Consider the following 18,799-nt stretch of genomic DNA (forward strand, 5'->3'; position numbering starts at 1 on the left):
GCGCTCGGGATCCGCGAGTACGCCGGCCCGTTCTGGCAGTTCGTCTTCGCCGTGCCGCTGGTGGGTCTGCCGATCGCGTTCCTCATGATGATCGCGATGAACATGTAGGCGAGCGTGCGCTCCGCGCGTCCGACGCCCGCCGGCTCCTGTGGCTTCACTCGTCAAGGATAGGGCGGCCCCGGTCGACTAAACTGATGGCTGCTTCATTTCCAGGAGGGGTCTGCATGCCTACCGGCAAGGTCAAGTTCTACGACGAGGAGAAGGGCTTCGGCTTCATCAGCACTGATGACGGCCAGGAGGTCTTCCTGCACGCTTCCGCGCTGCCCTCCGGGACCGCGGTCAAGGCCGGCACCCGCCTCGAGTTCGGCATCGCCGACGGCAAGCGCGGGGCGCAGGCGCTCTCGGCGCGCGTCCTCGACGCCCCGCCGAGCCTGGTGAAGCTCAACCGGAAGTCCGCGGACGACATGTCCGTGATCGTGGAGGACACGGTCAAGCTGCTCGACGGGATCGGCGCCGGGCTCAAGCGCGGCCGCTACCCCGACAAGGCCCACGGGCGCACGATCGCGGCGCTCCTGCGCCGGGTTGCGGACGAGCTGGATGCCTGACGCCGACGGCACGACCGACGAGCAGCGCCCGGTCGAGGAGACCGTCGCCGCTCCGACCACGGAGGACGCTCGCGTGGAGCAGTCCTCGGAAGAGGGCGACTCCGGCGAGCCGGACACGACTCCTGCCGAGGAGGACTCCTCCGCCGAGGACGCGAGCGGAGCCGACGAGGAGATCGCCGCTGACGAGGCGGCTCCTGTCGACGAGGCTCCCTCCGGCGAGGGTGAGAGCGACGCCGCCCTCCCGGTGACCGAGGCTCCTGGCGAGGACTCCGCCTCTGCGGAGGAGACTCCTCCGGCCGACGACGTCGCCGCGGAGGCGGGAGTCTCCGGCTCGGGCACGGCTTCTGCTGCAGTGCCGGCTCCTGCTGAGAACGCGGCCACTGCTGACAACTCGACTCCTGCTGACGACGCGGGAACACCTGAGGACTCGGCTCCTGCTCAGGACCTGGCTCCTGCTGACGACTCGGCTCCTGCTGAGGATGCGACTTCTGCTGAGGATTCCGCCCTCGTCATGGACGAACCTTCCGAGGCCGATGGCGCACCGGCGGCGGACGCGACGTCAGCCGACGACGACGCTTCCACGGGGGAGGCGGACGAGGCCGCCGCGGACGAGGCTCCCGAGCCCGTCTACGAGGCGGACGCCGTGCTTGCCGGGTCTCTCGATGTCGCGCGCGCCGCGCTCGCCGAGATCGCCCCCGAGGGGACGATCGGCGAGCTGGTCACGACTCTGGCGCAGGGCGAGCACGTCGTGTCGCTGCAGTTCGCGAACCTCATGCGCGGGTACCCGGGTTGGCTGTGGACGGCGACGCTGTCCCGGATCGACGAGACCGAGGACGTGAACGTCCTGGAGGTCGAGCTGCTGCCGGGTGAGGGCGCGGTCCTCGCTCCGGACTGGGTGCCGTGGTCCGTGCGTCTCGCCGACTACCAGACCGCGCAGGACGCGCTCGGCGAGGAGGTCGAGGACGCGGACGACGACGAGCTCGAGGACGCCGAGGAAGACGACCTCGACGACGAGTCGGACGACGACTCCGACGAGGACGAGGACTCGGACGAGGACGAGGACTCGGGCGACGACTCTGATGACGACGAAGACTCGGACGACGAGGACTCGGACGAGGACGACTCCGACGACGACGACGACGACCCGGACGACGACTCCGACGACGAGGACTCCGACGACGTCGAGCCCGAACCCGCTCCCGCCCCCGCCACCCGTCGCCGTCGCCGTCGCCGCTGATCCGGTCCGGCGCCGCCCGATGAGCATCGACTCCGACACCCGCATCGCCTATCCCGACGGCACCGTGCGCTCCTCCGGGCGCGTGCAGCACGTGGGCCGGCTGCAGGACGGCCGCTTGGCGGTCGTCCTCGATGCGACCTCCGCTCACCCCGTCGACCCGACCTGGCCCGACCAGGGGCCCGACCGCGGTGCGCTGGTCGTGGCGGGGGAGCGGCTTCCCCTCATCGACTGCCTCATCGGGGCGTGGCAGGGCGGCGAGCTGCACGTCGGCGAGCGGCTCCCGGCGCGGCTCGGTACTCCGGAGTGGAGCTTCGTCGTCGTCCACATCGTCGACGACGCCTCCTCACTCCACGTGGACGACGAGGTCGACGTCGAGGTCGACGCGGAGCACCGGCACGAGCTCTCCCGTGGGCACACCGCCTGCCACCTCGCCTCCCTCGCCCTGAACGCCGCTCTGGCCTCGTTCTGGTCGAAGCCGGCGCGCACCGACGCTCTCGGGAACCCGGACTTCGACCAGGCGGCGATCCAGACCTCGCGGATCCGCGAGTCCGGCTCCACCGACGTCTACCGCCTCGGCAAGTCCCTCCGACGCAGCGGAATGGACACCGCCCGCCTGCTGGCGGAGATCCTCGAGGTGCAGGAGCGGGTGAACGCCCTCCTTGCCGAGTGGATCGCCTCGGACGCGGAAGTGCGCATCGAGCGCGATGACGACCTCCTCAGCACGCGGCGGACATGGCGCTGCACCCTCCCCGCGGGGGACACCGCGATCGCGTGCGGCGGCACCCACGTCGAGCGCCTCGGCGAGTTCACCGGCCTGCGCGTCCGTCTCGAGCCCGAGGCCGACGGCACCGCACTCCGGATGGAGACCGACGCGGTCTAGAGGCGGTTGCGGCTGTAGAACAGCCCGATCGTGCCGAGGACCAGTACGATCACGACGGTCGACAGGACGACCGGCTCGACGACGGCTCCGACGGCCGCAGCCACGAGCACGGCCACGAGGGCGACGGCCCAGACGGCGCACCCGACCAGCAGAGCCGTCGCGTCGTCGCTCGCGTAGGGCGGCGGCGCGGGCCGCCGCTCCTCCTCGCGCAGCCACAGCCGCATGGCGTGCCTCAGACCGCCAGGCGCTCGAGGACGTGGTCGATGCAGCCGAGCAGGGAGCGGACGTCGTCCGGCTCGATCGCGACGAACGTCGCCACGCGCAGCTGGTTGCGGCCGAGCTTGCGGTACGGCTCCGTGTCGACGATCCCGTTCGCGCGGAGGATCCTCGCGACGAGAGCGGCATCGACGGAGGCGTCGAAGTCGACGGTCGCGACGACCTGGGAGCGGTGCTCGGGCACCTCGACGAACGGGGTGGCGAGGCTCGAGGCCTCGGCCCAGTCATAGATCGCGGAGGAGGACTCGGCCGTGCGCGCCGACGCCCAGGCCAGGCCGCCCGAGGCGTTCATCCACTCGAGCTGCGACTCCATCAGCAGGAGGGTCGAGAGCGCGGGAGTGTTCAGCGTCTGGTTCAGGCGCGAATTGTCGACGGCGTTCTTGAGGCTGAGGAACTCGGGGATGTAGCGGCCGCTCGCCGCGATGCGCTCGATCCGCTCGATGGCGGCGGGGGAGAAGAGACCGAACCACAGTCCGCCGTCGGAGGCGAAGTTCTTCTGCGGGGCGAAGTAGTAGACGTCGGCCTCGGCGATGTCGACGTCGATGCCGCCCGCCGCGCTGGTGGCGTCGATGACGGTGAGCGCGCCCTCGTCGCCGCGGACCCGGCGGACCGGGGCCATCACTCCGGTGCTCGTCTCGTTGTGGGGCCACGCGTACACGTCGATCCCCTCGACGATCTCGACCTCGCTCCGGGACCCCGCGGGGGCGGAGACGACGTGGGCCGGCTCGAGGAACGGCGCGGAGGCGGCGGCCGCGAACTTCTGGCCGAACTCGCCGAACGTGAGGTTCTCGGCGCGGCGCTCGATGAGGGAGAAGGCGGCGGCGTCCCAGAAGGCGGTCGAGCCGCCGTTGCCCAGCAGGACCTCGTAGCCGTCGGGGATGCGGAACAGCGTGGCGAGGTGCTCGCGCACGCGCCCGACGAGGTCCTTGACGGGCGCCTGGCGGTGCGAGGTCCCGAGGAGGTGCGCGCCCTGCGTCGCGAGGTGGGCGAGCTGGTCGTGCCGCACCTTGGACGGGCCGCAGCCGAACCGTCCGTCGTGGGGGAGCAGCTCGCGAGGAATGGTGAGGTCCGGCATGCGTTAATACTAGGGTTCCCGGCCCGCACCCCTCCTCCGAGCGACGGAGGCCTGCGTCGCGCCGCAGCGCCGATGCTGCGTCGAGGCGACCACTAGGGTGGAGCGCGCCGAGACGGGAAGGCTGAGATGACGGATCTGATCGACACCACCGAGATGTACCTGCGCACCATCCTCGAGCTCGAGGAGGAGAACATCATCCCGCTGCGCGCGCGCATCTCGGAGCGGCTCAGCCACTCCGGGCCGACCGTGTCGCAGACCGTCGGTCGCATGGAGCGCGACGGCCTCGTCGTCGTCTCGGGCGACCGCCATCTCGAGCTCACCTCCGACGGTCGCCGCAAGGCGATCCACGTCATGCGCAAGCACCGCCTCGCCGAGCGGCTCCTCCACGACGTCATCAAGCTCGACTGGGAGTTCGTGCACGAGGAGGCCTGCCGCTGGGAGCACGTGATGAGCGAGCAGGTCGAGCGCCGTCTCCTCGAGATGCTCGACCACCCGACGGAGTCGCCCTACGGCAATCCGATCCCGGGCCTGGACGAGCTCGGCGACACCCCCGCCTCCCGCTTCGCCGACGGCGTCATCAGCCTGCCGCGCTTCGTCGCGGGGTCGAGCGAGCCCCGCCGCGGCGTCGTCCGACGCCTCGGCGAGCCGGCGCAGGTCGATCCGGAGCTCCTCCTCCAGCTCAAGCAGGCCGGGGTCGTGCCCGGTGCCGAGGGCGAGTTCTCGGCCCTCAACGGCTACGTGCTCGCGCGCATCGACGGAGCCGAGGCGGGCATCGAGCTGCCCAACGAGGTCGCTGCGCACATCTTCCTCGTCGTCTGACCCGCGCGTCCCTGGGAGTGGCCCGTACGGGCCCTTACCGCATCCGGTGACCGGAGGCGAACGGGAGAGCGGTCTCTTTCCGCCGAGAAGGTGACAAATCGGTAACGGTCGCTTACGCTCTGTGGAGCCCTGCGGCCGAGCCTCGGTCCCAGGGCGCGGGATCCGACGCCCCCACACCCGTCTCGGATCCTGTGCACACCGATGCTTCGTGCATGAGACGGGACAGCTGCCTGGGCTGAGGGGACGTCGGAGGATCTCCCCCTTGCCCCAGAACCCCCTCACCCCGAACGAGGACGCCGGCTCACCCGACCGGTTCCGCTCCAACCACCCCGACCGCTCCGGCGACGCGACCTTCGAGAACCGGCCCCCGGTCATCCGCGCCCGGATCCACGGGGACGCACCCGTCTCCCGTCGCGCCGTTCCCGCAGCTCCTGCCCGCCGCGCGGACATCACCGACTTCGTGCCGTCGCCGGCCGGGACCCCGCGCAAGCGCCGGGGCCGTGTCGTCGGCAAGGTCGCGATGGTCGGCTTCGCCGGCGCGCTGGTCGCGACCATGGCGCTCCCTGCCTACGCCTTCACTCCGGGCAGCCAGGACGACGGCCTGTTCGCGGCGTCGCGAGCCGACCTCCTCCGCCAGGGCTCCGCGCAGACCGTCGCCGTCGACGGCGGAGTGGTGCAGGCCGCGATCGCCCGCGACGGCTTCTCGGCCGAGGCGGCGCCCCCGCCGCCCGCACCGGAGCCCGAGCCCGTCGTGGTGGCCGAGCCCGTCGTCGACACGAGCGACGTCGCGGAGGCGCGCGCCGAGACCGCCGAGGAGTTCAACTCCTACTCCGGCGCCTCGGCCAGCGAGATCGCGGCCGCCGCCCCGACCACCAGCTACAGCCTCCCGGCGGTGTTCGATACGGCGATGCAGTACCAGGGCGTGCCCTACGTCTTCGGTGGAGCCGACCCGAGCGGCTTCGACTGCTCCGGCTTCGTGATGTACGTCTTCGCCCAGTACGGCATCTCGATGCCGCACTCGGCTGCGGGCCAGGGCGCCATGGGCACCCCCGTCTCGCTCGCCGACGCGCAGCCCGGCGACCTCGTCATCATGGACGGCCACGACGGCTTCTACGCGGGCAACGGCAACATCCTGCACGCGCCGTACGAGGGCGCGAGCGTCCGCGTGCAGCCGCTGTGGACCTCCGACTACCGGATCGTGCGCATCAACGGCTGACCCGGTCGATCCGCTCGAGAGCCCGTCCCCTCCTGGAGGGGGCGGGCTCTCGTCGTCCCGCCGTGTGAACGCCGCGTGACGAATCCGGACCGACCCCTGGTGTTCCGGGCGTGAAGGGTTAACCTGAACCCCAGTCCGCTCGCGTGGCGAGCGGATCGATTCGTCGAGGGACGGAGTGCCGGGATGGCCGAGCGGAGCGGGCGCCACAGCGTGGGGCTGCGCTCGCGCGTGCGGCCGGCCGATTCGATACGCGCGCGGGTCCTCACCGCGGCGGTGCACTCCTCCGACACGCGGATACGACTCCACGTCATCGCGCGGCACTCCGCCGCGGCCTCGCAGGGCGCCGTCATCACGACGGCGCCCTTGCTCGTGGTCGCGGCGCTTTCGCGTGACGGCGTGCGACAGCACGGAGGTCACTGATGCGCACTCTGGTTCTCAACGCCGGCTACGAGCCGCTCGCGGTGGTGTCGTTCAAGCGGGCCCTGGTCCTGCTGATGACGGAGAAGGCGACCGTGATCGCCGCGGACGAGGGCAATCCGGTGCACAGCGCGCACGGCGACCACGTGCGGCCCTCGGTGATCGTGCTGACCCGGTACGTGCGCATCCCGAGCGGCCGGAGCGTGCCGGTGTCGCGCCGGGGCGTGCTCCGCCGGGACAACCACCGCTGCGGCTACTGCGGTCAGCACGCGGCGACGATCGACCACATCCAGCCCAAGTCGCGCGGGGGCCGGGACACGTGGGAGAACCTCGTCGCCTGCTGCCAGCGCTGCAACAACGTCAAGAGCGACCGCACCCCGCACGAGATGGGATGGCGTCTGCGCACCGTCCCCCGGATGCCGCGCGCCGGCTCCTGGCTCGTGCGCGGCGCGGAGCGGACGCAGCCCGACTGGGACGACTACCTGGCTCCCGCCGCCTGACGGGCCGCGGTCGCGCCGCTGGCGGCGTTGTCGTCGGGCGCGATACCGCCGGTATCGCTTCCTCCTCCGCCTTGCCAGCGACACGACCGCGACCCGTCAGTGGAGGGCGTGGTGCGCGACCCGGCGCTATTCGTTGTCGTTGCCGGTGCTCTGGCTGGCGTTGCCGGAGCGCTCGCCGGCCCAGGTCCAGTTCGCGACCTCGGGGATGTCCTCGCCGTGCTCGCGGGTGTAGGCGCGGGCGCGGATGCGGGCGTCCTGCATCTCCTGGCGGAGACCGGCGGCGCGGGCGCCTAGGCCGGGGGTCCGGTCGATGACGTCGATCACCAGCGAGTAGCGGTCGAGGTCGTTGAGCATCACCATGTCGAACGGAGTGGTGGTGGTGCCGTTCTCCTTGTACCCGCGCACGTGCAGGTTGCCGTGGCCGGTCCGCTTGTAGGTCAGGCGGTGGATGAGCCACGGATAGCCGTGGTAGGCGAACACGATCGGGCGGTCGGGAGTGAAGATGGCGTCGAACTCGCGGTCGGAGAGGCCGTGCGGGTGCTCCGACTCCGACATCAGACGCATCAGATCGACCACGTTGACCGTGCGGATCGCAAGGTCCGGCAGCGTCTCGCGGAGGATGCTCACCGCCGCGAGGGTCTCGAGGGTCGGCACGTCGCCCGCGCAGGCGAGCACGACGTCCGGGGACTCGCCCTGCCGCTCGCTGCTCGCCCACTCCAGGATGCCGAGGCCCCGCGTGCAGTGCGCGACCGCCTCCGCCATCGTGAGCCACTGGGGCGAGGGCTGCTTGCCGGCGACGACCACGTTGACGTAGTCCACGCTCCGGAGGCAGTGGTCGTAGGTCGAGAGGAGCGTGTTCGCGTCGAAGGGCAGGTATACGCGCACGACCTCGGGCTTCTTATTGACGACGTGGTCGATGAAGCCCGGGTCCTGGTGGCTGAAGCCGTTGTGGTCCTGGCGCCAGACGTGGCTCGAGAGCAGGTAGTTGAGGCTCGCGATCGGGCGGCGCCACTCGATGTCGCGGGTGCCGTCCAGCCACTTCGCGTGCTGGTTGAACATCGAGTCGATGATGTGGATGAACGCCTCGTAGCAGGTGAAGAGCCCGTGGCGGCCGGTGAGCAGGTAGCCCTCCAGCCAGCCCTGGCACTGGTGCTCCGAGAGCACCTCCATGACCCGCCCGGCGCGGGCCAGGTGGTCGTCGAGGGGGCTGAGCTCGGCGTCCCACTGCTTGTCGGTGGCGGCGTAGACGGACTGCAGCCGGTTGCTCGCGACCTCGTCCGGCCCGAAGAGGCGGAAGTTGGTCGGGTTGGCGCGGATGACGTCGGCGAGCCATTCGCCGAGCACCTTCGTCGCCTCCGCGACGGTGCCACCCGGCTGCTCGACGACGACCTCGTAGCGGCGGAAGTCGGGCAGGTCGAGGGTCTGCCGCAGCAGCCCGCCGTTCGCGTGCGGGGTCGCGCTCATCCGCAGCTCGCCCTCGGGGGCCAGCGAGCGGACGCGGTCGACCACGCCGCCCTCCTCGGTGAAGAGCTCCTCGGGCCGGTAGGAGCGGAGCCAGTCCTCGAGGAGGCGGGTGTGCGCCTCGGTGTCGCGGGCGTTGGGCAGCGGAACCTGGTGCGAGCGGTAGGTGCCCTCCACCTGGACGCCGTCGATCTCGGTCGGGCAGGTCCAGCCCTTCGGGGTCTTCAGCACGATCATCGGCCAGGCCGGGCGTGAGAGGTCGCCGGCGGCGGCGCGCTCCTTGATCGCCGCGATGCGGTCGAGCACCGTGTCCAGGACGTCGGCGAACCGCTCGTGCACGCGCATCGGGTCCTCGCCGTCGAAGCCGCCCTCGACGAGGAACGGCTCGTGGCCGTACCCGCGGAGGAGGCTGTCGAGCTCCTCCTGCGGGATGCGGGCGAGGACGGTCGGGTTCGCGATCTTCCAGCCGTTGAGGTGCAGGATCGGCAGGACGACGCCGTCGGTGAGCGGGTTCACGAATTTGTTGGAGTGCCAGCTGGTGGCGAGCGGGCCGGTCTCGGCCTCGCCGTCGCCGACGACCGCCGCGACCAGGAGGTCCGGGTTGTCGAAGGCCGCTCCGTACGCGTGGCTCAGCGCGTACCCGAGCTCTCCGCCCTCGTGGATGCTGCCCGGGGTCTCGGGGGCGGCGTGGCTGGGGATGCCCCCGGGGAAGCTGAACTGGCGGAAGAGGCGGCGCAGCCCCTCCTCCGACTCGTCGATGTGCGAGTAGATCTCGCTGTAGGTGCCGTCGAGGTAGGCGTTGGCGACCATGCCCGGTCCGCCGTGGCCGGGACCGGTGATGTAGAGGGTCGGCTGGCGGCGCTCGCAGATCGCGCGGTTCAGGTGCGCGTAGATCAGGTTGAGGCCGGGGGTGGTGCCCCAATGGCCGAGCAGGCGGGGCTTGATGTCCTCCCGGCTCAACGGGGTCCTCAGGAGCGGGTTCGCGAGCAGGTAGATCTGCCCGACCGCGAGGTAGTTCGCGGCGCGCCACCAGGCGTCGACCGTGTCGAGAGTGTCCTGGGTCAGCTCGGCGTCGGGGGGTCGCGCGATCCAGCCGTGCTCGGGGACGGGCAGGAGAGACGGAGCGGGGGAGTCGGCCATGTGCCCACGCTGGCATCCGGACGCCCGGGGCGGAAGGGCCTTGCAGGCCCGGCTCCGGAGGGGGTCAGCCGCGCGGCGTCGCCCGGCGGAGGACCAGCGAGCCCACCACCGTCAGCAGCGCGGCGGGGACGAGGAGCAGAGCGGCGGCTCCGGCGGTCCCCGCGCTCTCGAGGACGTCCGCCACGATCGGCCGGCCCCCGGCGAGAGCGACGACGACGACCACCGCGAGTGCCGCCGCTCCGAGGGCGAGGAGGAAGGCCGTCACCCCGCGCTCCCGCCAGCGGAGGAAGACCGCTCCCGCTGCTCCCCCGAGGGCGAAGGCGGCGAGGAGGGAGCAGAGCAGGACGACGAAGCGCTCGTGCCACGGACCGTCGAGGGGGGAGGCGAGGAAGAGCGCGCCACCCAGCCCCCAGCCCCCGGTCGCCTCCTCGAGCACCCCGAGTACCACGACGATCGCCGCCCAGAGCACCGACAGGGCCGCGAAGGCGAGGGCGCTGCCGAGGACGTGGTCGCGCCGGGTCGCTCCGTAGCTCAGCGCCAGCCCGAAGGTGGCCGTCGTGGCCTGGATGGAGCCGATGAAGAGGAAGACGACGATCAGCATCCCCGGCCCCACGAGGAGGATGCCGGAGTCGCCGCCGCCCCGCTCGGCCCCGATCCCGCGGAGGACGAGCCACCCGATCACGAGGTTGCCGGCGAGGACGGCGAGCAGGACGAGCAGCGGCCAGCCGAGGACCGTCCCGGGGTGGGCGAGGTGGAGCCTCAGGACGGAGAGGATCCTCCGCGGGGAGGCGGAGCGGCGGGCGGGGGCGGTCATGGTCGGTCCTCTCGGATCGGTGGCGGTGGTGTCAGCTGCTGCGCGGGGTGGCGCGGCGGAGGATCGCCCAGCCCGCGACTCCGGCGATCGCGGTCGGGATGAGCGAGAGGGCGTAGCCGCCCGCGTATCCGACGCTGCCGAAGAAGGAGCCGACGGCGGGCCAGTTCTCGGTGAGCGTGAGGAGGGTGATCACGGCCAGCAGGAGGGCGCCGAGGATCCCGAAGAAGAGCAGCATCCCGCGCTGGCGCCAGCGCACGTAGACCGCCGCCGTCGCCGCTCCGATGAAGAAGAAGAAGAGCAGGGCGCAGAGCACCGCGACGGCCTGCTCGCCCACGGAGTCCCCGCCGAAGTAGATCGAGCGGAAGAAGCTGCCGCCGAAGCCCCAGCCGTCGGTCGCCCGCTCCACGATCCCGAGGACCACGAAGACGCCGGTGTAGAAGACCGAGAGGGCGACGAAGGTGAGGGCCGTGCCGAGGGAGAAGTCGCGGCGGGTGGCGCCGTAGCCGAGGGCGAGGCCGAAGGTGACGTTCACCGACTGGACGGCCACGACCATCATGTAGACGAAGAGGAAGAAGGACGCGCCGGAGTAGGTCATCCCCTCCTGCGCCTCGAGGCGCTCGCCGGAGTCGAGCCCGCGGAGGATCAGCCACCAGACGACCAGGTTGCCCGACAGGATGACGGCCGTGATGATCAGCGGCGTGTAGAGGATGGTGGCGGGGTTCGCGAAGTGCAGGCGGACGATGCTGCCGAGGCGGCCGGCGGCGGTGTCGTGGCGCGCGGGGGCGCCGGTGAGAGCGGTCATTCCGAGGCCTTCCCGGTGGTGAGCTGGACGACGAGCTGCTGGAGGGGGACGGACTCGAGTTCGAGCCCGTGGCGGGCGGCGGAGGCGCGGCCGGCGTCGTCGAGCCGGGGGAGCGTGGCCGAGGCGCGGCTGCCGAGAGCGGAGCGGGCGATGACCTCGCGGCCGGCGGTGAACGACTCGACGGCCTGCCGGGGTCCGATGACCGTCGCCGCGGCACCCCGCAGCTCCTCCGCGTCGCTGTCCACGACGAGGCGGCCCTGGTCGATGACGAGGACATGCTCGAGCAGGCTGCTGACCTCGTCGATGAGGTGGGTGGAGAGGACGACCGTGCGCGGGTGCTCGGCGAAGTCCTGGAGGAGGCGGTCGTAGAACAGCTGCCGGGCGACGGCGTCCAGCCCCAGGTACGGCTCGTCGAAGAACGTGAGCGGGGCGCGGGAGGCGAGACCGACGATCACTCCGATCGCCGAGAGCTGTCCGCGGGAGAGCTTCTTGATCTTGCGGTCGACCGGGAGGCGGAAGTCCTCGACGAGCTCGCGGGCGAACGCCTCGTCCCAGCCGTCGAAGAACCAGGGGGCGCTGCGCAGGACGTGCTTCACCTTGAAGTCGTCCGGGTACTTCTGGCTCTCCTTGATGAAGCAGGTGCGGGAGAGGACGGCGGCGTTCTCCACCGGCGACTGCCCGAAGACGCGGATCTCGCCCGAGCTGGCGAACTCCTGGCCGGTGAGCAGCGACATCAGCGTCGTCTTGCCCGCGCCGTTGCGGCCGAGGAGGCCGTGGATGCGGTTCTCCTCCAGCGCGAAGCCGATGCCGTCGACGGCGCGCATGCGTCCGTAGTGCTTGGTGAGGTCGTGGACCTCGATGACCGCGCTCATCGCGATCCCCCTTCTGTGATCATGTCGGCGAGCTGCTCGGTGCTGAGGCCGAGCTTGGCGGCCTCGGCGAGCAGCGGAGCGACGAACTGGTCGCGGAACTGCGTGCGGCGCTTCTCGACCAGCCGGTCGCGCGCCCCCTCGGCGACGAACATGCCGATCCCCCTCTTCTTGTAGAGCACCCCGTCGTCGACGAGCAGGTTCACGCCCTTGCCGGCGGTGGCCGGATTGATGCGGTGGAACGCGGCGAACTCGTTGGTCGACGGGACCTGCGACTCCTCCGGCAGCGCGCCGTCGATGATGTCGTTCTCGATCTGCTCGGCGATCTGCAGGAAGAGCGGGCGGGAGTCGTCCACGCGGGCTCCTTCGGTGCTGGGTTGGGTGGTTAGTTGGTGTTGTAACTAACCATGGAGGCGGGAGGCCTTCGTGTCAAGAGGGGTGTGCCGCGCAGTCGCCGCGACGAGGGCCGTGGCGTGCTTCGCTGGCGTTGTGGTGGGGCCCTGTCGTCGCTTCGCGGGGGGCGGGGCACGGCGGGTACACTGGCTCGGCCAGCCTCTGTAGCTCAATGGAAGAGCGACTCCGTCCTAAGGAGCAGGTTGGGGGTTCGAGTCCCTCCAGGGGCACCACGATCCGCAATCGGGATCAGTCCATCGGACGACCGCCGCTTTCGCTCCGTCTGACGCCAGCGTCCGCCCCCCGCCCAGCACTCCGAGCTCTGCTCGTCGAGGCGACGACGGTCCGAGTCCTCGATGGTCCTGCCCGGGTGGGGACTCCTCGGCGGCAGGGAGGCACGACCGAGGAGCTCCTTCGCGGCTTCGCGGCCGTCCTCGTCCTGAGCCTCTCCGTTCAGCGGAACGCGTTCGCGAAAAGCCGACTCGCGGGATTCAGCGCGCTGCTCGCGATAGCCGGTCGCATGGCGGCCGTCCGCAGGCGGTCGCTGTCGGAATTCGAGACCCCCTTCCTCGGCTGGATGTGGCGGGCCGTCCTCCGCCCGCGGTGCGTGCGCGAGCTCCTCGATCAGGCGAGGGCGGAGAGGACATCTTGGAGCGACGCCCACCGCCCGACCGCTCACGGCCTTCTGAGGGCGTCTCGCGGGCCTTCGCTCAGGCGGCGCCGCCATGATCAAGGCTGGTACTCGACGGAAGGTTCTCTGTGAGCATGTTCAAGCGCGTTCTCGGCATGGCGTCGAAGGCGCTCGATTCGAAGAGTGGCTCGGGCTCGTCCTCGAGCGGGACGACCGATTGGCGCGACCTCGTGCGCTCCGCTGCCGACAAGGTGACGGGCGACTCGCGGAGCGGGCAGGCCCAGCCGCCTCAGCAGTACGGGTCGCCGCAGCGCCCCTCCGCGCGCCCTCAGGACGCCCGGCCCGGGCAGCAGCCGGTCGTCACCAAGGAGGACCGCGCGGCGATCGCGCGCTACGACTACCTCCTCCGGACCGCCGACCCGGAGCAGCTCGAGCAGGTGCACCGCGACGCGTTCACGAAGCTGTCGCCGGCTCAGCGAGCCCAGGTCGAGGCGCGGCTCCGCGACGAGCTGCCCGCGAACGAGCAGCCGCGGTCCTCCGCCCCGGACGACCTCGCGCGAGCGGCGACGCGCGGCGAGGCGAACGCCCCGGGGTTCCTCAAGAAGATGTTCTCGAAGCCGGGGACCCGCGGCGCCCTCGCGGGTGCCGGCGTCGGAGCGGCGGCGGGCATCGGGCTCGGCGCGGCGGGCGGACTGCTCGCGGCGGTCGCGGGCGGCGCCGTGATCAGCAGCGTCGCCGGTCCGCTGCTCGCGCAGGCGTCCGGCCTCGGCGTGGACTTCGAGAACCTCGCCGGCGGGTTCGGCGACCTGGGCGACTTCGGCGACATCACGGGCGGCGCGGGAGAGTTCGTCTCCGGTGCGGGTGAGCACGTGTCCGGGCTGGGCGAGCAGGTGTCGGAGTTCGGCTCCGACTTCCAGCTGCCGGGGCTCGGCGACCTCGGGAACCTCTTCGACCGCTAGACGGACGTGACCGGAGCGCGCCGGCGGAGGAGCGGCGACGCGATCGCGAGCGCCGCGCCGACGACGAGCAGCACGGCCCCCACGATCGCGACGGCGGTCGTGGACCAGTCGGGGAGGTCGACCACCGTCGTGCCGTCGAGCAGCGTCCATTCGCACGCCGCGCCCAGCGGCCACCACGACCAGAAGCCGCGGACCAGGTCGCCTGCCTCGGGTGGGACGCCGCCCAGGCTGACGCTGCAGACGTCGTCGAAGCCCTGACGGTCGATGTTCGCGTACTGCAGCGGTACGAGCGCGAGGGCCGCGAGTCCGGCGACGGCGAGGGCGAGGCCGGCGAGCAGGGCGAGACGCGCGGCGGTCAGGCGCTTCCTCGCCGGCGTCGAGGCGGGGGTGGGCGGCGTCTCGGTCATCGTCCGATGGTGGCACGCCTTCGTGGGGAGCAGGCGTGTGCCCGGGATCGGCGCCGAACAGCGCGGAGGCACGGGGCGGATCCGTCGGAGCCGCTCCTCGACCGCAGGCGCCACGGACGTCGGCCGGCACAGCGGCGACGGGGAGCCCTCGGCGTCGTACCCTCGACTGCATGGGGTTCGTCTTCTCGCTGGTGATCATCGTCCTGACCGTGCTCGCGCTGGTCGACGTCGTACGGCAGCCGGACAACGTCATCAAGAACCTGCCCAAGATCGTGTGGATCCTGCTGATCTTCTTCCTCCCGCTCATCGGCGTCTCGCTGTGGTTCCTGCTCGGGCACGACTGGAAGCGTGGCGACGGCGGATCCTTCGTGCCGGGCGGCCGAGTGCCCCGCCGCCGGAAGCAGGCGCCGCCGACGGTGGTGGTGCGGCCCGCTCCGAAGAGCACCGAGGAGCAGCTCGCCGACCTCGAGCGCGAGGAGGCGCACTACGCGCGGCTCGCGGAGGAGCAGCGTCGCCGCCGCGAGGGGGAGCGGCCGCTCGACGCGTGAGCGGCCGCTCCGGAGGCCGCTACTTCGAGAAGTTCGACGCCGTCCACTGGATCGAGGCGATCTTCGCCTGGCCCGCGACGCTCGGGTGGAAGTAGTCGGTGGTCCCGATCAGGCCCTTGGTGACGGGGGTCGCGGTGAGCGCTCCTCCGTCCCAGTCGCAGAGCTGACCGGCGGCGCTGCACGCCGTCTGCAGTGCGGTGTTGTACTGCGTCGTCCGCGTCTTCGCGGCAGCGGCGGAGGCGGCAGCGGCGGTGCTGCTGAGCCTGCGGCCGGTGGAGCTGACGCCGCGCGTGGTCCGGCAGAGGTCGCCGCCCGCCCAGACGAGCGCGCCGACTCCGGTCTTCACGACCGACCACTCGGAGGCCACGTTCGGCATCGACGAGAGGACGATGCGGGCGGAGGGCCACGTGGTGCGGATCTTCGTGATCGCGGCGGAGGCTCCGGTGCGGAACGTGCTCGCCGGGGTCATCGTGTAGCCGTCGGAGGCGACGCGGTTGTCGGGCGAGCAGAGGTCGTTGCCGCCGATGAGCAGGGTGACGACGTCCGGCCGCACGCCGGCGGCGACCGCGGCGTCGATCCGCGAGGGGACCTGCGCGACGACGTCGCCGGTGGTGGCGAAGTTCGCGGTCGTGACGGTGGTGCCGGGGAGCGCGGTCCGCAAGCGCGAGGCGAAGGAGTTCACGGAGGAGCTGGTGCCGGTGGACCAGTTGTTGCGGGGGCAGTCCGCGAAGGAGCCGCAGGTCCCGTAGGCCTGGGTGATGGAGTCGCCGAGGCTCAGCACCGAGAGGGTGGCGGGAGTGGCGGCGGCGGCGGCCTGCGCCGGGAGCAGCGCGGCGGCGAGGGCGAGCGCGGCTCCGACGGCGAGGGCGCGGACGCGGCGGCTCGGGGTCGGCGGGCGGGAGGAGGAGAGGCTCATGGGGGACCGTTCTCGAGGGGGAGGACGGTGGGGGAGCCGTCGGTGCTGACGCTAGGGGAGCGGCGCCCCGGATGACCCCGAACGGGTGACCCCAGAACGGGCCGGATGTGCGCGACGGCAGCGGATCCGGTCGTCCGGCGGGCGGAACCGTCTGGAAGGCGAGCGTCCTCTCAGCCGCCTGCCACCGGCACGATCCGCAGCCGGCTCATCGCCCAGACCAGCGCCCCCGACGCGAGGAACGCGACCGCGATGCCGACGACGAATACCGACACCTGCCCGTACCCGGTCGCGGGATCCAGGAACGGATACGGCACCCAGCCGTCCGTCGCTCCGCGGATCAGCACCACGACGAGCCAGACGATCGGGTAGACCACGACCAGCCAGAGCCTCCGCCACGGCAGCGGAGGGCGATCCGCGAGCAGCAGCCAGTCGAGCAGTCCGTAGACGGGGAACAGCACGTGCATGACGGTGTTGGCCCACGGCAGCGCCACTCCGCCCGCCACATCGGTGAGGAGGGTGTTGTAGACGAGGCCGACGACGATGATGTATCCGGTGAAGGCACCCCGCACCAGTACGAGCCCGTCGGGCGCGGGGCGGCGGCGGAGCGCGAGCACGGCGGTGGCTCCGAGCACGACGGCCAGCACGATGTTGCTCTGGATGGTGAAGAAGCCGAAGAAGTTGAACGGGTTGAGCGGCGTCCGAGAGGCGGTGTCGACGGCCGTCGCGATCACGGCCGCCAGGACGGCGGCGGCCACGAGGAGGCGGAGGAGCGCGACCGGCACGCGGGCCGACTCCGCCCGGGAGGAGGGAGCGGGCGGCGTCATCGCTCGAGCGTAGCGCCGGAGCGCCTACCCTGTCCCCGTGCTCACGATCGGTGTCGACCTCGCTGCGGAGCCGGTCCGCACCGCTCTCGCCGCCCTCGAGTTCTCCGGCGGCCGGGCCGTCGTCCGCTCGCTCGCCCTCGGCGCCGAGGACACGGTGATCGTCGAGGCGGCACGGGACGCGGCGGTCATCGGGATCGACTGTGCGTTCGGCTGGCCGGTGGAGTTCGCGGCGTTCGTGTCCGCGCACACGCGGCGGGAGGTCTCGCCGCGGACGCTCGCGGGACGCGACTGGCGCCGCCGCCTCGCGTACCGCGAGACGGACCGGGTGGCCCGCGAGGTCACGGGTCGGTGGCCGCTCAGCGTCTCGACCGACCGGCTCGGGATGACCGCGATGCGCTGCGCGGAGCTGCTCGACGCCTTCGCCGCGAGCGGAGAAGACGTCGACCGCTCCGGGCGCGGACGGCTCGTCGAGGCGTACCCGGCGGCGGCGCTGCGGCTCTGGGGAGTGGACACCACGGGGTACAAGACGCGACCGGAGGCCGTGGCGCTCGCCGTGGAGTCGCTGCGACGGGCCGCGCCCTGGCTCGATGTGCCGGCGCCCGCGCTCGCGCTGATGAGCCGCTCCGACGACGCGTTCGACGCCGTCGTCGCCGCTCTCAACGCCCGCGCCCACGCACTGGGCGCGACCCTGCCGGTGCCTCCCGAACTGCAGGAGGCGGCGGAGGCCGAGGGGTGGATCGCGGTCCCGACCGGATCGCTCGCGGAGCTCGCGGGTTGATCCGAACCGTTCCGACGGGTGTTCGCTCAGGCCGGGATCTTGGCCCCCAGCAGGCCGGCGGCGACCTCGGCGGCCCGCTCGGCCTCCTCGACGGTCGAGAAGGGTCCGGTGGGGACGAGGGAGGGCGCGGTGGTCAGTCGGGCGTCGATCTCGAGTCGGAACCGGGGCAGCTCCGCCCCGGGAACGACGACGATCCTGACTCCGTTCCGGCTCCATCGCGCGGGTTGGATAGAAGAAATCTGTGTCATGGTGCTCTCCGCTTTCGCGATCATCCGCACGGGTGGCTGACGCCTCGACCGTGCACGCTTCACGCTACGTCCGGTGCCCGTCTCTCCGAACGGGCTTGACCTCTCAGGCTCGTCGGGCGTAGCGCGTCACTGCAGTCGGTCGAGGGTGTCGCTGATCCGCCGCAGGCACTCAATGAGGACCGACACCTGCGCGGCGTCCAGGTCGGCGAGCACCTCGCCCTCGGCGGCGACGAGATTCCGCATCGCCTCGTCGACCCGCTTCGTGCCCCGCGGGGTGAGCGAGACGATCTTGCTGCGCGAGTCGGCGGCGTTCTGCTCGCGGACCACGAGCCCGCGGGCCCCGAGGCGGTCGACGCGGCTGGCGAGGTTGCCGCTGGACAGCGCGAGGTGCGTGGCCAGGGCCGAGGGCGTCATCCCGCCCTCCCCGCGCTGCCGCAGCAGCGAGAGGAGCTCGAACTCCCACGGGGCGAGATCGCTGACGGCGAAGGACTGCCGCCGCACCTCCTGCACGCGCGGGCTGAGCCGGCGGAGGCGGGAGACGACGTCCAGAGGCGCGAAATCGAGGTCGGGCAGGGCCCCGGCCCACGCGTCGATCACCAGATCGACATCGTCGTCTTCGCGCATGCCCCGATTATCCCCGGACGGCGCGGGCGCCGACGACGGGTGGTCCGGGGAGGCCGGCGGGCCTAGCCTGTGCGGACGACGGGCGGACCGGTCAGGCGCGGGCGGCCCGGACGTAGGCGACGATCGCGTTGGCGTGGCCGTGGCCCAGGCCGTGCTCGGTCTTCAGCCAGGTGACGACCTGCATGTGCGGCTCGGAGCGCAGACGCTCGTCGGCGAGGTCGAGCCAGTCCTGGACGGGACGGCCGTAGGTCTTCTCGATGCTCGGGAAGTACGAGGCCGGTCCCTTCGGCTTCGCACCGTCGGCGGGCGGTTCGGGAGCGAGCACGCGGTCGGTCATGCGGTCACGATAGCGAGCCGCGG

At 71.8% G+C, this 18,799-nt stretch carries 22 protein-coding genes and 1 tRNA gene; 10 read left to right on the forward strand and 13 right to left on the reverse strand.

The window, feature by feature from the left end:
• Positions 1–224: 224 nt before the first annotated feature.
• From C5C74_RS00005 to C5C74_RS00015, 3 genes are read left to right on the forward strand one after another with little or no spacing between them, the layout of a single operon-like run.
• The gene (locus C5C74_RS00005; protein ID WP_104224602.1) at positions 225–605 is read left to right on the forward strand and encodes a cold-shock protein; all 381 of its coding nucleotides are present in this window, start codon (positions 225–227) and stop codon (positions 603–605) included.
• Positions 598–1,842: a DUF3027 domain-containing protein gene (locus C5C74_RS17735; protein ID WP_258064063.1), complete on the forward strand. Its 1,245-nt coding sequence runs from the start codon at positions 598–600 to the stop codon at positions 1,840–1,842. Before C5C74_RS00005 ends, C5C74_RS17735 begins: the two co-directional genes overlap by 8 nt.
• A gap of 19 nt (positions 1,843–1,861) precedes the next feature.
• Positions 1,862–2,722, forward strand: coding sequence for a metal-dependent hydrolase (locus C5C74_RS00015; RefSeq protein ID WP_104350750.1), 861 nt, complete (start codon positions 1,862–1,864; stop codon positions 2,720–2,722).
• Here the strand turns inward: C5C74_RS00015 and C5C74_RS00020 are convergent.
• Entirely contained in the window at positions 2,719–2,946 is a 228-nt protein-coding gene (locus tag C5C74_RS00020) for a DUF2530 domain-containing protein (protein WP_104350751.1), read from the reverse strand. The genes C5C74_RS00015 and C5C74_RS00020 overlap by 4 nt on opposite strands.
• 8 nt (positions 2,947–2,954) lie before the next feature.
• Positions 2,955–4,073 carry a phosphoserine transaminase gene (gene serC / locus C5C74_RS00025; protein WP_104226476.1) on the reverse strand — a complete coding sequence of 373 codons (1,119 nt, stop codon included), beginning with the start codon at positions 4,071–4,073 and terminating at the stop codon, positions 2,955–2,957.
• Between the two features lie 126 nt (positions 4,074–4,199).
• Here serC and C5C74_RS00030 point away from each other — a divergent pair, with 126 nt between their 5' ends.
• The 3 genes from C5C74_RS00030 (at position 4,200) to C5C74_RS00045 (ending at position 7,025) form a co-directional block, all read left to right on the forward strand.
• Positions 4,200–4,892, forward strand: coding sequence for a metal-dependent transcriptional regulator (locus C5C74_RS00030; protein WP_104224606.1), 693 nt, complete (start codon positions 4,200–4,202; stop codon positions 4,890–4,892).
• Between the two features lie 262 nt (positions 4,893–5,154).
• Complete coding sequence (locus tag C5C74_RS17195) at positions 5,155–6,108, forward strand: C40 family peptidase (RefSeq protein ID WP_258064064.1); 954 nt, start codon at positions 5,155–5,157, stop codon at positions 6,106–6,108.
• A 419-nt stretch (positions 6,109–6,527) separates the two neighbouring features.
• Positions 6,528–7,025, forward strand: coding sequence for an HNH endonuclease (locus C5C74_RS00045; protein ID WP_104224608.1), 498 nt, complete (start codon positions 6,528–6,530; stop codon positions 7,023–7,025).
• 126 nt (positions 7,026–7,151) lie between these two features.
• On the opposite strand, the gene C5C74_RS00050 is transcribed toward C5C74_RS00045, so the two are convergent.
• From C5C74_RS00050 to C5C74_RS00070, 5 genes are all read right to left on the reverse strand, one after another.
• On the reverse strand, positions 7,152–9,626 hold the full coding sequence (locus tag C5C74_RS00050; protein WP_104350752.1) for a phosphoketolase: 2,475 nt from the start codon (positions 9,624–9,626) through the stop codon (positions 7,152–7,154).
• 64 nt (positions 9,627–9,690) lie between these two features.
• Positions 9,691–10,440 (reverse strand): hypothetical protein, encoded by a 750-nt coding sequence (locus tag C5C74_RS00055; protein WP_104350753.1) that lies wholly within the window; start codon positions 10,438–10,440, stop codon positions 9,691–9,693.
• 31 nt (positions 10,441–10,471) lie between these two features.
• Positions 10,472–11,242, reverse strand: a complete 771-nt coding sequence (locus C5C74_RS00060; RefSeq protein ID WP_104258198.1) for an ABC transporter permease — start codon at positions 11,240–11,242, stop codon at positions 10,472–10,474.
• On the reverse strand, positions 11,239–12,114 hold the full coding sequence (locus C5C74_RS00065; protein ID WP_104224612.1) for an ABC transporter ATP-binding protein: 876 nt from the start codon (positions 12,112–12,114) through the stop codon (positions 11,239–11,241). Before C5C74_RS00065 ends, C5C74_RS00060 begins: the two co-directional genes overlap by 4 nt.
• Positions 12,111–12,467, reverse strand: coding sequence for a GntR family transcriptional regulator (locus C5C74_RS00070; RefSeq protein WP_104224613.1), 357 nt, complete (start codon positions 12,465–12,467; stop codon positions 12,111–12,113). Before C5C74_RS00070 ends, C5C74_RS00065 begins: the two co-directional genes overlap by 4 nt.
• Positions 12,468–12,662: 195 nt before the next feature.
• On the opposite strand from C5C74_RS00070, the gene C5C74_RS00075 reads away from it, so the two are divergent.
• Positions 12,663–12,737, forward strand: a tRNA-Arg gene (locus tag C5C74_RS00075).
• A gap of 532 nt (positions 12,738–13,269) precedes the next feature.
• Positions 13,270–14,094 (forward strand): hypothetical protein, encoded by an 825-nt coding sequence (locus tag C5C74_RS00085; protein ID WP_258060438.1) that lies wholly within the window; start codon positions 13,270–13,272, stop codon positions 14,092–14,094.
• Here the strand turns inward: C5C74_RS00085 and C5C74_RS00090 are convergent.
• Positions 14,091–14,501: a hypothetical protein gene (locus C5C74_RS00090; protein ID WP_104350755.1), complete on the reverse strand. Its 411-nt coding sequence runs from the start codon at positions 14,499–14,501 to the stop codon at positions 14,091–14,093. The genes C5C74_RS00085 and C5C74_RS00090 overlap by 4 nt on opposite strands.
• Positions 14,502–14,671: 170 nt before the next feature.
• Here C5C74_RS00090 and C5C74_RS00095 point away from each other — a divergent pair, with 170 nt between their 5' ends.
• Entirely contained in the window at positions 14,672–15,049 is a 378-nt protein-coding gene (locus C5C74_RS00095; RefSeq protein ID WP_104255426.1) for a PLD nuclease N-terminal domain-containing protein, read from the forward strand.
• A gap of 19 nt (positions 15,050–15,068) precedes the next feature.
• Here C5C74_RS00095 and C5C74_RS00100 read toward each other — a convergent pair whose 3' ends face one another.
• Positions 15,069–15,965, reverse strand: coding sequence for a GDSL-type esterase/lipase family protein (locus C5C74_RS00100; RefSeq protein WP_104350756.1), 897 nt, complete (start codon positions 15,963–15,965; stop codon positions 15,069–15,071).
• Between the two features lie 170 nt (positions 15,966–16,135).
• Entirely contained in the window at positions 16,136–16,789 is a 654-nt protein-coding gene (locus C5C74_RS00105; protein ID WP_104350757.1) for a Pr6Pr family membrane protein, read from the reverse strand.
• A 37-nt stretch (positions 16,790–16,826) separates the two neighbouring features.
• Between C5C74_RS00105 and C5C74_RS00110 the strand changes: the two genes are divergently transcribed.
• Entirely contained in the window at positions 16,827–17,567 is a 741-nt protein-coding gene (locus C5C74_RS00110) for a DUF429 domain-containing protein (protein ID WP_104349326.1), read from the forward strand.
• 26 nt (positions 17,568–17,593) lie between these two features.
• On the opposite strand, the gene C5C74_RS00115 is transcribed toward C5C74_RS00110, so the two are convergent.
• The 3 genes from C5C74_RS00115 to C5C74_RS00125 all read right to left on the reverse strand — a co-directional run bounded on the left by C5C74_RS00115 (position 17,594) and on the right by C5C74_RS00125 (position 18,776).
• Entirely contained in the window at positions 17,594–17,815 is a 222-nt protein-coding gene (locus C5C74_RS00115) for a hypothetical protein (protein ID WP_146076606.1), read from the reverse strand.
• Positions 17,816–17,941: 126 nt separating this feature from the next.
• Complete coding sequence (locus tag C5C74_RS00120; RefSeq protein ID WP_104225059.1) at positions 17,942–18,439, reverse strand: MarR family winged helix-turn-helix transcriptional regulator; 498 nt, start codon at positions 18,437–18,439, stop codon at positions 17,942–17,944.
• 91 nt (positions 18,440–18,530) lie between these two features.
• Entirely contained in the window at positions 18,531–18,776 is a 246-nt protein-coding gene (locus tag C5C74_RS00125) for a DUF4287 domain-containing protein (protein ID WP_104225060.1), read from the reverse strand.
• Positions 18,777–18,799: the final 23 nt, after the last annotated feature.

Source organism: Rathayibacter sp. AY1E8 (assembly GCF_002931415.1).
Lineage (GTDB): Bacteria > Actinomycetota > Actinomycetes > Actinomycetales > Microbacteriaceae > Rathayibacter.